Source organism: Variovorax sp. Varisp46 (genome assembly GCF_059491885.1).
The window spans coordinates 2,753,954-2,768,117 of record NZ_CP168515.1 but is presented as its reverse complement, the minus strand read 5'-3'; the positions used below and the strand labels follow the sequence as shown (position 1 = coordinate 2,768,117).

6 protein-coding genes are annotated in these 14,164 nt (G+C 69.3%); 5 read left to right on the top strand and 1 reads right to left on the bottom strand.

All coding sequences use genetic code 11. From position 1 onward, the window contains the following. Nucleotides 1-4: 4 nt before the first annotated feature. Genes treS through ACEN9N_RS13100 form a run of 5 tightly spaced genes read left to right on the top strand, consistent with a single transcriptional unit; the run spans nucleotide 5 to nucleotide 13,257 of the window. On the top strand, nucleotides 5-3,307 hold the full coding sequence (gene treS / locus ACEN9N_RS13120) for a maltose alpha-D-glucosyltransferase (RefSeq protein WP_495656235.1): 3,303 nt from the start codon (nucleotides 5-7) through the stop codon (nucleotides 3,305-3,307). 33 nt (nucleotides 3,308-3,340) lie between these two features. Then, nucleotides 3,341-4,087, top strand: coding sequence for a mechanosensitive ion channel family protein (locus ACEN9N_RS13115; protein ID WP_413312656.1), 747 nt, complete (start codon nucleotides 3,341-3,343; stop codon nucleotides 4,085-4,087). Further along, complete coding sequence (glgX, locus tag ACEN9N_RS13110) at nucleotides 4,088-6,250, top strand: glycogen debranching protein GlgX (protein ID WP_495656234.1); 2,163 nt, start codon at nucleotides 4,088-4,090, stop codon at nucleotides 6,248-6,250. Nucleotides 6,251-6,266: 16 nt separating this feature from the next. Then, entirely contained in the window at nucleotides 6,267-8,129 is a 1,863-nt protein-coding gene (gene treZ, locus ACEN9N_RS13105; protein WP_495656233.1) for a malto-oligosyltrehalose trehalohydrolase, read from the top strand. Beyond that, nucleotides 8,119-13,257 carry a malto-oligosyltrehalose synthase gene (locus tag ACEN9N_RS13100; protein WP_495656232.1) on the top strand — a complete coding sequence of 1,713 codons (5,139 nt, stop codon included), beginning with the start codon at nucleotides 8,119-8,121 and terminating at the stop codon, nucleotides 13,255-13,257. Before treZ ends, ACEN9N_RS13100 begins: the two co-directional genes overlap by 11 nt. Before the next feature lie 21 nt (nucleotides 13,258-13,278). Here the strand turns inward: ACEN9N_RS13100 and ACEN9N_RS13095 are convergent, their stop codons facing one another. Further along, complete coding sequence (locus ACEN9N_RS13095) at nucleotides 13,279-14,127, bottom strand: nucleotidyltransferase (RefSeq protein ID WP_495656231.1); 849 nt, start codon at nucleotides 14,125-14,127, stop codon at nucleotides 13,279-13,281. Nucleotides 14,128-14,164: the final 37 nt, after the last annotated feature.

The window sequence follows — 14,164 nt, the reverse complement described above, 5'->3', positions numbered from 1 at the left end:
GCCCATGAATGCACCCGTCTCGCACATCGCGCTCGAAACCGTCGAGATCGACAACAGCGACGATCCGCTGTGGTACCGCGACGCCGTGATCTACCAGCTCAACGTCAAGGCCTTCTTCGACTCCAACAACGACGGCATGGGCGACTTCAAGGGCGTGACCGCCAAGCTCGACTACGTGAAGGAGCTGGGCGTCAACACCATCTGGCTGATGCCCTTCTACCCCTCGCCGCTGCGCGACGACGGCTACGACATCTCCGAGTACGAGGACGTGCACCCGCAGTACGGCACGCTCGACGACTTCCGCGAGATGCTGGCCGAGGCGCACAAGCGGGGCCTGCGCGTGATCACCGAGCTGGTCATCAACCACACCTCGAGCGAACACCCGTGGTTCAAGGCCGCGCGGCTCGCACCGCCCGGCTCGCCCGAGCGCAACTTCTACGTGTGGAGCGACACCGACCAGATCTACCAGGGCACGCGGATCATCTTCACCGACACCGAGACGTCGAACTGGACCTGGGACCCGGTGGCCAAGCAGTACTTCTGGCACCGCTTCTTCAGCCACCAGCCCGACCTGAACTTCGACAACCCGGCGGTGATGGAAGCCATCTTCAAGACCATGCGCTTCTGGCTCGACATGGGCGTGGACGGCTTCCGGCTCGACGCCATTCCCTACCTCGTGGAGCGCGACGGCACCAGCAACGAGAACCTGCCCGAGACCCATGCGGTGATCAAGCGGCTGCGCGCGGCCATCGATGCGCAGTACCGCAACCGCTTCCTGCTGGCCGAGGCCAACATGTGGCCCGAGGACGTGCGCGAGTACTTCGGCGACGGCGACGAGTGCCACATGGCCTACCACTTCCCGCTGATGCCGCGCATGTACATGGCCATCGCACAGGAAGACCGGCACCCGATCGTCGAGATCATGGCGCAGACGCCCGACATCCCCGAGGGCTGCCAGTGGGCCATCTTCCTGCGCAACCACGACGAGCTGACGCTCGAGATGGTGACCAGCAAGGAGCGCGACTACATGTACACCATGTATGCCGCCGACATGCGCGCGCGCATCAACCTGGGCATCCGCCGCCGGCTCGCGCCGCTGATGGAGAACGACCCCGATCGCGTGAAGCTCATGAACGGCATGCTGCTGTCCATGCCGGGCTCGCCCATCATCTACTACGGCGACGAAATCGGCATGGGCGACAACGTGTTCGTGGGCGACCGCAATGGCGTGCGCACCCCGATGCAATGGAGCCCCGACCGCAACGCGGGCTTCTCGCGCGCCGACCCGCAGCGCCTCTACCTGCAGCCGATCATGGACGCGATGTTCGGCTACGAGGCGCTCAACGTCGAGGCCCAGGCGCGCGACAGCAGCTCGCTGCTCAACTGGACCCGGCGCATGCTCGCTGTGCGCAAGACCAGCCACGCCTTCGGGCGCGGCAGGCGCCGCTTCCTGAAGCCCGGCAACCGCAAGATCCTGGCCTACCTGAGCGAGTACGACAGCGACGTGGTGCTGACGGTGTTCAACCTGTCGCGCGCGGCCCAGCCGGTGGAGCTGGACCTGTCGGAGTTCAAGGGTTTCGTGCCCATCGAGATGCTGGGGCGCGCACCGTTCCCGCCCATCGGCGAGCTGCCGTACCTGCTCACGCTGGCTTCGTACGGCTTCTACTGGTTCAAGCTCGCCGCCGAGGCCGATGCGCCGAGCTGGCACCAGGAAGGCGTGGCTCTGCAGGAGTGGCCCACGCTGGTGCTGTTCGACGGCTGGACCAGCTTCTTCCGCGACCGCGTGATGCCCTGGCGCATCAACATGGCCGAACGCATGCGCAACCAGTTCGAGCTGGAGATCCTGCCGCGCCACATCGAGATCCAGCGCTGGTACGCCTCCAAGGGCACGGCCATCGGGCGCGCGCGGCTGGTGGACCATGCCGTGTGGGAGGTCGGCGGCCTGAGCTGGATGCTGCCGCTGCTGGACCTCGACGGCCCGCCCGGCGGGGCCGCCTACTTCATGCCGCTCGCGCTGGCGTGGGAAGAGCGCGACGAGGAGCGCATGGCCGGCGTGGCGCAGGCCGCGATCGCGAAGGTGCGGCAGCAGGCGCAGGTCGGGCTGATGGGCGACGCCTTCTACGACGAGGCCTTCTGCCGCGAGCTGGTGCGTGCCATCGGCAAGGGGACCGAGCTCGCGACGGCGAACGGCAGGCTGGTCTTCAAGCCGACGGCGGCCTTCGCGCAAGTCGGCGCCGACATCGACGCGCTGCCCGTGGGCCGCCCGAGCGGCGTGAGCAGCAACACGGTGGTCACGCTGGACGAGACCCTGTTCCTCAAGGGCTATCGGCACGTGCGCGAAGGCATCAACCCCGAGCTGGAGATGGGCCGCTTCCTGACCGAGGTGGCGCGCTACCCGCACTGCGTGCCGGTGCTCGGCGCGCTCGAGTACATGGCGAACGACGGCCGCACGATCACGCTCGCCATGGTGCAGAGCTACGTGTCCAACCAGGGCGACGGCTGGGACTACACGCTCGGCTACCTCGAGCGCTTCCTGCGCGACGTGGCCACCACCGACGGCGGCGCGCCCGCCGTGTCCGAGGTGCACGGCGGCTTCCTCGCGCTGATGGCCACGCTGGGCCGCCGCACGGCCGAGCTGCACCAGGCGCTCGCCGTGCGCACGGGCGCTGCCGCATTCGACCCCGAGCCGCTGGCGTCTGCCGACTTCGCCGGGTTCAGGGCCCATGCCGCGAGCGACGCTGAGGCAACGCTCGCGCTGCTGCGCGAACGGCTCGACCTGCTGCCGCCCACGGTGCAGGCCGACGCACGCACGCTGCTCGCGGCGGCCGGCACGCTGCAGGCCGGCATCGAGGCGAGACGGCCGGTGGAAGGCGCCGGCATCAAGAGCCGCTACCACGGCGATTACCACCTCGGCCAGGTGCTGGTGAAGGACAACGATTTCGTCATCATCGATTTCGAGGGCGAGCCCGCGCGCAGCTTCGAGGAGCGACGCACCAAGAGCTCGCCGCTGCGCGACGTGGCCGGCATGCTGCGCTCGTTCAACTACGCGCGCTGGTCGGCGCTGCGCCGGGTGGCGCAGAACCCCGACGAGGCCGAGCGGCTGGCCGCCCCGGCCGTCGCGTGGGAGCAGGCGACGCGCGAAGCTTTCCTGGCGGGCTACGGCGGGGCGCTCGACGGCGAACTGCTCGCGCTGTTCGAACTCGAGAAAGCCCTTTACGAGTTGCGCTACGAACTCGACAACCGTGTCGATTGGGCGCAGGTGCCGCTGCAAGGCGTGCTCGCGCTCATCCAACCGTCCCGCGCCTGACGTTGTCGACGCAACCCCAAGGGAGCTCACACCATGGAAAACTTCGGCATTCACCTCGAGCCGCTGCGCGCCATCCTCTACCAGGTCGGCGCCTTCGTGCCGCGCCTGCTGATCGCGGTGGTCGTGGTCATCGCCGGCTGGCTGGTCGCCAAGGCGGTGCGCTTCGCGGTGACCAGGGCGCTGCGCGCCGTCAACTTCAACGTGCTGACCGAGCGCGCGGGGCTCGACAACTTCCTGCGCCAGGGCGGGCTCGCGGGGGACACCAGCAGCCTGTTCGGCATCCTCGCGTACTGGCTGGTGATCTTCGCCTCGCTGCTCATCGCCTTCAACGGCATGGGGCTGAGCTACATCGCCGACCTGCTCGGGCGCATCGTCTGGTTCGTGCCGAACGTGTTCGTGGCGCTGCTGGTGCTGGCTTTCGGCTCTTATTTCGCGCGCTTCGTGGGCGATGCGGTGTCGAGCTACTTCCGCGGCATCCAGATGCAGGACGCGGCCCTCTTCGGCAAGGTGGCGCAGTACGCGGTGATGGCTTTCGTGATCCTGATCGCGCTCGACCAGATCAAGGTCGGCGGCGACATCGTGCGCGAGAGCTTCCTCGTGATCCTCGCCGGCGTGGTCTTCGCGCTCGCCCTGGCCTTCGGACTGGCAGGCAAGGACTGGGCGAAGGCGCAGATCGAACACTGGTGGCCGAGGCAGATCAGGGGCGGCAAGCCGCCGCCGAACGTGACCACTGTCGACAGTTCCACCCCGCGTCCCGGCAACGATCGCCTGCCGCACTGAATGACACGAAAACCCAATCCGTCGATCACGGCCGTCTGGCCCGGCCGACCGTATCCGCGCGGCGCCACCTGGGACGGAGGGGGCGTCAATTTCGCCCTGTTCTCGCAGCATTCGAGCGGCGTCGAGCTGTGCCTATTCGACGAGCGCGGACGCCACGAGCTGCAGCGCATCGCGATGCGCGAACGCACCGACGGCGTATGGCATTGCTACCTGCCCGAGGCGCGCCCCGGCCAAGCCTACGGCTACCGCGTGCACGGCCCCTACAAGCCGGAGGAGGGGCACCGCTTCAACGCCAACAAGCTGCTGGTCGACCCGTATGCGAAGGACCTGGCGGGCGAGCTGCGCTGGGGCGACGCGCTCTACGGCTACACCGTGGGCAGCAAGCGCGAGGACCTTTCCTTCGATCGCCGCGACAGCGCGCCGCTGATGCCCAAGGGCCGCGTGCTCGAGACCGCCTTCACCTGGGGAGACGACCGCCGCCCCCTCGTGCCGTGGCAGGACATGGTGATCTACGAGATGCACGTGCGCGGCTTCACCATGACGCACCCCGACGTGCCGCCCGCGCTGCGCGGCACCTACGCCGGCCTGGGCTGCGCGCCGGTGGTCGACTACCTCAAGCGCCTGGGCGTGACCACGGTGGAGCTGCTGCCGGTGCACAGTTTCCTCAACGACCGGCACCTTGCCGAGCGCGGCCTGCAGAACTACTGGGGCTACAACACGCTGGCCTTCTTCGCGCCCGAGACGCGCTACAGCGCCTCGGGCAAGGTGAAGGAGTTCAAGACCATGGTGAAGACGCTGCATTCGGCAGGCATCGAGGTGATCCTCGACGTGGTCTACAACCACACCTGCGAGGGCAACCAGCTCGGGCCCACCCTGTCGATGCGCGGCGTGGACAACGCCTCCTACTACATCGCCAACGCCGACAACCGCCGCTACTACGACGACTTCACCGGCTGCGGCAACACCGTGAACCTGGAGCACCCGCACGCGCTGCAGCTGGTGATGGACTCGCTGCGCTACTGGGCCGAGGAGATGCACGTCGACGGCTTCCGCTTCGACCTGGCCTCGGCGCTGGCGCGCGAGTCGGGCAAGGTCGAGAACCTCGGCGGCTTCTTCGACGCGATCCGCCAGGACCCGACGCTCAACCGCGTGAAGCTCATCGCCGAGCCCTGGGACCTGGGCCACGGCGGCTACCAGGTGGGCAACTTCCCGCTCGGCTGGGCCGAATGGAACGACCAGTACCGCGACGGCATGCGCGGATTCTGGAAGGGCGATGGCGGCCTGCTCGGCGAGATGGCCAGGCGCGTCACCGGCTCCGAGGACCTGTACGGCTGGTCCGGCAAGAAGCCCACCGCCAGCATCAACTTCGTGACCGCGCACGACGGCTTCACGCTGCACGACCTCGTCTCGTACAACGACAAGCACAACGAGCCCAACGGCGAGGACAACCGCGACGGCAACAACCACAACGTCTCGTGGAACTGCGGCGCCGAGGGCCCCACCGACGACCCCGAAGTGCTCGCGCTGCGCGAGCGGCAGAAGCGCAACCTGCTGGCCACGCTGCTGCTCTCGCAGGGTGTGCCGATGCTGCTGGCGGGCGACGAGCGCGGCCACACGCAGCAGGGCAACAACAATGTCTATTGCCAGGACAACGAGATCGGCTGGCTCGACTGGATGCCCTCGCCGGAGAGTTCGGCGCTCACGAGCTTCGTCGAACGCATGATCTCGCTGCGCCGAGCGCATCCATCGTTCCGGCGCCGTTCGTTCTTCGCGGGCCGGCCGGCGGAAGGCGAGAGCGTGACCGACGTGCACTGGCTCAAGCCCGACGGCACGGAGATGCAGCCCGAGAACTGGAACGACGCAAACGCGCGCTGCATCGCGATGTACATCCCCGGCGGCGGCATCGTCGACCGCGGGCCGCGCGGCGAGGCGCAGCACGACGACGATTTCCTGGTGCTGTTCAACGCCCACCACGACGAGATTCCCTTCACGCTGCCGGCGACCCCGCATGGGGCCTGGCGGCTGCTGGTCGACACCGCCGGCAGCGCGCCGCCGCTCGCCACCGTCGACGCCGCCACGCCGGCCCCGGCGTGGACGCAGCCGGCCTACCCCCTGCAATGCCGCTCGCTCGCGGTGTTGAACCGGCCCGGCATGAGGCCATGAACCCCGGAGGCATCCCATGAGCACCCGTTCGCACCACATGCCGTTCGGCGCCACCGTGCAGGCGGGGGGTGGCGGGGTGGAGTTCGCCCTCTGGGCGCCTTCGGAGCCGTCCGTCGTGCTCGAACACCGCGCCGCCGGGGGCGGCGCGGTCTCCAGGCCGATGGAGCGCGACCACCGCGGCTGGCATCGGCTGCTGGTGCCGCAGGCAGGGCACGGCGACCGATACAGCTACCTGCTGGCCAACGGCTCGCGCGTGCCGGATCCGGCCTCGCGATTCAATCCCGACGACGTGCACGGCCCGAGCGCCGTGATGGACCCACACCGCTTCGGGTGGACCGACGACGCCTGGCGCGGCCGCCCGTGGGAGGAGGCGGTGGTCTACGAACTGCACGTCGGCGCCTTCACGCAGGAGGGCTCCTTCGATGCGGCGCGGGAACGGCTCGGCGAGCTGGCCGAACTCGGCATCACCGCCATCGAGCTCATGCCGCTGGCCGACTTTCCGGGCCGGCGCAATTGGGGGTACGACGGCGTGCTGCCGTTCGCCCCGGACGCCGCCTACGGCACGCCGGACGATCTCAAGGCGCTGGTCGATGCCGCGCATTCGCTCGGCCTGATGGTGCTGCTGGACGTGGTCTACAACCACTTCGGCCCGGAGGGCAACCACCTCCATGCCTACTGTCCCGAGTTCTTCAACCCCGGGCACCGGACGCCGTGGGGCGCCGCGATCAATTTCGACGGACCGGGCTCGCGCACCGTGCGCGACTTCTTCCTGCACAACGCGCTCTACTGGATCGAGGAGTTCCGCTTCGACGGCCTGCGCATGGACGCCGTCCACGCGATCCACGACGAAACGCGGCCGCACATCGTGCGCGAGATCCGCGAGGCGCTGGACGCCGGCCCCGCCCGCGAGCGCCACATCCACCTGGTGGTGGAGAACGATGCCAACCAGGCCTCGATGCTGGTACGCGACGACCACGGCCTGCCGGTCGCGGCAACGGCGCAGTGGAACGACGACCTGCACCACGCGGTGCACGTGCTGGCCACCGGCGAGCGCGATGGCTACTACGCCGACTATGCCGACGACCCGGTATGCCGTTTCGCGCAGGCGCTGGCCGAGGGCTTCGTCTATCAGGGGCAGCCCTCGCTCTTCCGCCAGGGCGAGCGGCGCGGCGAGCCGAGCACGCGGCTGCCGCCACAGGCGTTCGTTTCCTTCCTTCAGACCCACGACCAGGTCGGCAACCGCGCATTCGGAGAGCGCATCCACGCGCTCGGCGATCCGGTGCTGCTGCGCGCGGCGATGGCTTGCCTGCTGCTGTGCCCGCATGTGCCGATGCTCTTCATGGGCGACGAGTTCGCCGCCTCCACGCCGTTCCAGTATTTCTGCGACTTCGGCCCCGAGCTGGCGGCGGCGGTGTCCGACGGGCGGCGTTCGGAGTTCGGCGGTTTCGCGGCGTTTGCCGATGAGGCAGCCCGCGCGCGCATTCCGGACCCCAACGCCGAATCGACCTTTCTCGCGTCGAAGCTGCACTGGCGCGAGCGCGGCGCGCGCGCGCATTTCGCGAGGCTCAGCGAGGTGACGCAACTGCTGCGCCTGCGCCAGCGCTTCGTAGTACCGTGGCTCGCCGGTACCGCGGGCGCGGGCAGCTACCGCTGCGAGAATGGCCTGCTCCGGGTGCAGTGGAGCCTGGGGCCCTTGCAACATGGCCAGCCTGGGGCGCGGCTGTACCTGCTCGCTCATTTCGGTTCGCAGCCGGCCGATGGCGTCGAGCCGCCGCCGGGCGCCGTGATCCATAGCGACGGCACGGCCGATTGCCAGGGCAGCCTGCGCTGCGCACGCGGCGCGGCGCATGTGACGCTGGAAGAGCTGCATGGCGCATGAACCGCACCACCACGGCGTCACAGGCGAACTTGGGCGGCTGTGCGAGCACTTCGGCATTGACACCGGCTATGTCGACGCATTCGGCGTTCGTCGCGAGGTTTCTGCGCAGAGCCTGATTGCGCTGCTCGCCGAGTTCGGCATGCACATCGGCGATGCGGCCGACGCGGCCCACGCCCTCGAGGCGGCACACCGCGCGCGCAGCGCCGAGGTGCTGCCGCCGGCCGTGGCCGTGCAGGCGTCGAGCCGCGGGTGGCAGGTGCCGCTGCGGCTGCCGGTCTCGACGGGCCGGCTTCGATGGGAGCTCATCGACGAACAAGGCCGTGCGCGGCAGGGCGAAGCGGATGCCGGGGCGCTGCCCGAAACCGGCCGCATCGAAAGCGGCGGGCATGTGTGCGAGCGCGTCCTGCACCTCCCATCGAGCCTCGAAGCAGGCTACTGCAGGCTGCGTATCGAAGGCGAAGGCCTGCGCGGGGAGACGCTGGTGCTGGTCTCGCCGGGCCGTTGCTACCGGCCCCCCGCGGTGCGCGACGGCGGCCGCGCGTGGGGCGTGTCGCTACAGCTCTACAGCCTGCGCTCGCCGCGCAACTGGGGCATCGGCGACTTCAGCGATCTCGAAGAACTGGCCGTGCAGATGGCGGCACAGGGCGCCGACATCATCGGCCTCAACCCGCTGCACGCCCTGTTCGCCAGTACCCCGCAGCACGCGAGTCCCTACAGCCCTTCGTCCCGCCTGCAGCTCAATGCGCTCTACATCGACGTGGAGGCGGTGGCGGATTTCGCCGATTGCGCGCCGGCCCGCGAGCGGGTGCATTCGCCCGATTTCCAGTCGCGCCTTGCCGCCTTGCGCGCAACGCCCCTGGTGGACTACCCCGGCGTGGCTGCCGCGAAGTTCGAAGTGCTCGCCTTGCTGTTCAGCCATTTCTGCGAGCGCCATCTGCCGTCCGAAGGGCCGCCCGACGAAACGGGCCAGGAGTTCATGGCCTTCGTCGCGGAGCGTGGCGAGGCGCTGCGCCGGCACGCTCTTTTCGAAGCGCTGCAAGCCCAGTTCCTCGCGCACGAAGGGGGCGTGTGGGACTGGCACGCGTGGCCGAGTGCCTACCAGGACCCGGATTCCGCCGAGGTGAGTGCATTCGCGGTGGTGTATGCGCAGCGCGTGCAGTTCCACCAGTACCTCCAGTGGCTGGCCGCCCGCCAGCTGGCTGCGGCCGCCGCGCGCTGCAGCGCGCTCGGCATGGGTGTTGGCCTGTACGTGGACCTGGCGGTGTCGGTCGACCGCGCCGGTTCCGATGCCTGGGCCCTGCAGCAGGGCCTTGCCGGAGGTGCCAGCATCGGTGCGCCGCCTGACGAGTTCAACCCCGCGGGACAGGGCTGGGGCCTGCCGCCATTGCGCCCCGACCGCCTGCGCGCGGAGGGCTACCGCTACTTCATCGACACGCTGCGTGCCGGCATGCGTAGCGCGGGTGCATTGCGCATCGACCACGTGATGGGCCTGATGCGCCTGTTCTGGATTCCGCCCGGACGCGATGCGAAAGAGGGCGCCTATGTCCACTACGCGCTGGACGAGATGCTGGCCGTGGTGGCGATAGAGAGCCACCGGCACCGCTGCATGGTGGTGGGCGAAGACCTGGGCACGGTCGACGACGCGTTGCGCGACGCGCTCTTGCGTGCCGACGTGTTGTCCTATCGCCTGCTGTATTTCGAGAAGGAGCCGCAGGGCGGCGGATTCAAGCCGCCCGCCGCCTATCCGCCGGCCGCGCTGGCCGCGGTCAGCACGCACGACCTTGCGACCTTCGCGGGCTGGTGGACGGCGCAAGACCTTCGGGAGCGCCTCGCGCTTGGCCTGTTCCCCGATCCGGCGATCTTCGACAAACAGCTGATGGACCGGGCGCACGAACGCATGCAGCTGATGCACGCGATGCTGCGGGCCGGCCTGCTGTCGCGCGAAGACATGGCGCAGGCCGCCGGCCTTGCGATGCCGACCGGCCGCATCGTGGAAGCGGCGCATGCATTCCTGGCGGCCTCGCCGTCGGCGCTGATGCTGGTCCAGCTCGAAGACGTGGCGGAGGTGGTCGCCCAGGCCAACATGCCGGGCACGGTCGATACGCATCCCAACTGGCGGCGCAAGCTGCCCGTCTCGAGCACGGCGCTGGCCGGCGGCGAACGCATGCGCGGCCTCGGCCGGTTGCTGCGTGCCCAGAGGCCGCGCGTTGTCGAACACGCGGCATCGCCGGGCCTGCAGACCCGCGTGCCGCGCGCCACCTACCGGCTGCAGCTCCACAAGGACTTCGGCTTCGACGAGGCGATCCGCGTGCTGCCGTATCTCGCAAGGCTCGGCGTGAGCCACGTGTACTGCTCGCCGATCCAGCGGGCGCGCGCCGGCAGCATGCATGGCTACGACGTGGTGGCGCACGCGGAGATCAACCCCGAGCTGGGCGGCGCCGAAGGCTTCGCGCGCTTCGTTGCCGCGCTGAAGGCCAACGGCCTTGGCCAGCTGCTGGACATGGTGCCCAACCACATGGGCGTGTTCGGCGCCGACAACGCATGGTGGATGGACGTGCTGGAAAACGGCCCGGCCTCGCTGTTCGCTCAGCACTTCGACATCGATTGGCAACCGCTCAACGTGGAGCTTGCCGGCAGGGTGCTGCTGCCCGTGCTCGGTGGGCACTATGGCGAGGTGCTGGAAAACGGTGAACTGATCCTTCGCTTCGAGGATGCGGCCGGCAGCCTGGCGATCCGCTACTTCGATCACCGCTTTCCGCTCGCGCCGGAGAGCTATCCGGCGGTGCTGCACCGGGCGCTCGCGCGGCTCGGCGATGCGACCGCCTCCGGGCATCTCGCAAGCCTTGCCACCGCGTTCGGCCACCTGCCCGGACGCAATGCGGCGTCGCCGGAAGAACGCGCGGAACGTGTGCGCGACAAGGAGCTGCTCAAGGCGCGGCTTGCGCTGCTCGTGCGGCGGCGCCCCGCGGTGGCGCAGGCGATCCAGGCGTCGGTGGCGGAGCTGAACCTCGCCTTGCCGGAAGCGCGCGACGCACTGCACCGGCTGATCGAGGCGCAGGCCTACCGGCTCGCGCACTGGCGGATGGCAGCCGACGAGATCAACTACCGGCGCTTCTTCGACATCAACGACCTGGCCGCCATCCGCATCGAGCGCGACGAGGTGTTCGAGGCCACGCAGTCGTTCGTGCTCGAGCTGGCTGCGTCCGGGGCGGTGGACGGCCTGCGCATCGACCACCCCGACGGGCTCTACGACCCCGCCGGCTACTTCCGCAAGCTGCAGGAGGGCTATGCGCGCCGTGCCGGCCTCATGCTGCCGGCTGCCGACGCGCAAGGGCGGCCCGCGCGGCCGCTGTACGTGGTGGCCGAGAAGATCGCGGGCGCGAACGAGGAAGTGCCCGAGACCTGGCACGTGCACGGGACCACGGGCTATCGCTTCGCCAACGTTGCCAACGGCGTGCTGGTCGATACGGCAGCCGAGTCGGATGTTCTCCACGCCTGGCAGCGCTTCACCGGCGACACGCAGGACTTTGCCGCAGTGGCGCGGTCGGGCCGGCGGGAGGTGATGCGCAACGCGCTGGCGTCGGAGCTCAACGTGCTGGCCACCGAGCTGCTGCGCATCGCCCGCGCCGACCGCAGCACGCGCGACTACACGCTCAACGCGCTGCGCCGGGCCCTCGCGGGCGTGGCTTCGTGCATGCCGGTGTATCGCACCTACATCGTCGATGGCCTCTCGGGACAGGACGAGCGGGTCATCGACGAAGCCGTCGACGCGGCCGCCCGCAGCAGCGGCGATGCCGACCGCTCGATCTTCCTCTTCGTGCGCAGCGCACTGCGGGGAGAGGCCGTCCAGGCCGCGCCGGCACTGGGCGAACGGGCGCGCCACTTCGCGCGGCGCTTCCAGCAGTTCAGCGCGCCGGTGGCGGCCAAGGGCGTGGAGGACACCGCGTTCTACCGCTACTTTCCGCTCTGCTCGCTCAACGAAGTGGGCGGCGAGCCCGACCGCTTCGGCATCGAGGTCGAGGAATTCCACGCGCTCAGCGCCGATCGCGCGCTGCGCTGGCCGCACACGATGCTGGCCACCTCGACGCACGACAACAAGCGCTCGGAGGACGTGCGCAACCGGATCGACGTGCTGTCCGAGATGCCCGATGAATGGATGCACGCGCTGGCGCGATGGCACGCGCAGTGCCGCGGCGCGCACAGGAAGCTGCCCGGCGGCGAGGCTCCCTCGCGCGCGGACGAATACCTGCTCTACCAGACGCTGCTCGGCACCCTGCCGGTGGGCGGGCTGGCCGCAGATGCAGTCGCGGGCTACAGCAACCGCATCTGGCACTACATGCAGAAGGCCGCGCGCGAATCGAAGCTGCGCACGCGATGGTCCCATCCCGATGCCGACTACGAGGCGGTGCTGGAGACCTTCGTGCGCGAGATCCTGGGCGACCCGAGCGAAGGCGCCTGCCTGTCCGACATCCAGCGCATGGCGGACAGGCTGGCGTGGTTCGGCGCGTGGAACAGCCTGACCCTGGCCTTGCTCAAGTACGGCTCCCCCGGCGTGCCGGATCTCTACCAGGGCAGCGAACTCATCGAGCTGAGCCTCGTCGATCCGGACAACCGGCGCCCGGTCGACTACGCGCTGCGCCAGCAGCGCCTCGACGAGCTGCATGCCGTGGCCGAGGGCGACGCTCTTGCCGAGCGGGTCGGTGCGCTGGCGGCGGCCCCGCACGACGGCCGCGCGAAGCTCTGGTTCATCTGGCGGCTGCTGTCGCTGCGGCGGCAGCAGCCGCTGCTGTTCCAGGAGGGCAGCTACGAACCGCTGGAGGTCGAGGGGCCGTTGTCGAGGCACGTCGTGGCTTTCGGGCGGCTGCATGGCGACCGCATGCTCGTGATCGTGGCGAGCCGGCTGTTCGTCGGGCTTCCGCATCGGGAAGCGATGGACCATGCCCCGGCCCTGCCCGATGCGGCGAGGTGGTGCGGCACGGCGGTGCGGCTTCCCGCAGGCCACGACGGGGGCGTGCTGAAGAACGTGCTGACCGGCGAGCCCGCGGCGGCCGCTGGCGGCACCGTGAGCCTCGACGTGGCTTTCCGCCGCATGCCGTGGGCGGCGCTGGTGGCTGCCCGCACCGCATGAACCCCCACGCAACTGCGCAGGCTACGGCCCGCCCGCGGTGCAATGCGGCTTCCTGGCGTGGATGTCCGCGGTCCACAACGCCACGTCCTCGGCCGTCATGCTGCTCGCGCCGGTGAGGCGTCCGTCCACGTAGCCCAGCCGCTCCACGTCGTGGAGGTATTGCTCGCGCGACAGCAGGGTGCCGGCGCACACGTTCTCGTGCGTGGCCGGCGGCTCGCGCATTTCATCGGCCAGGCGTTCCATCAGCCGGGACATGACCCAGTCCGGAATGTGATGGCGCTGACCGGGGTAGATGTAGCCGAACAGCGTGAGGTGGGCCAGCAGCACCCGCCAGTGCGGGCCGAAGCGCTCGAGCAGGCTGACCCAGTCAAGCCGCTGCGCATTGGCCTCCAGCAGGTGGGAGATGTCGCCGCCGTCGTAGCGCTCGCGCTCCATGATGAAGGCCTTGGACAGCAGGCTGTCCTCCGCGTTGGCGATGAGCACCGGCACGCCCAGGATCTCGGCGCGGCAGTTGCCGCGGAACCAGCGCTTGTCCACCGGCGTCACGCCGTTGCCCGAATTGAAGATCAGGTCGATGAACTCGGGGCCGTCGTACACCTTGGCCAGCCAGTGCGGATGGGTCAGCTCGGTGCGCCAGCCGTGCCGCTGCATGAGCTGCGCGATGCGTTCGTAGTCCTCGCGGTGGATGAACAGGTCGAGGTCCTTGGTCGAGCGGCGGATGCCCGTGTAGCACGCGTGCGAGAAGGTTCCGCCCACCAGGAAGGGAATGCCCGCACCGTTCAAGGCGCGCAAGGTCTGCCGATAGAAATCGGCCACGTGGGGGTCGACTTCTTCTTCCAGCGAAGGCGCGAGCGCGGTGAAGGGCGACATGCATGCAAGCTAGGGCTGGCCACAGGCGGCGGCCCGG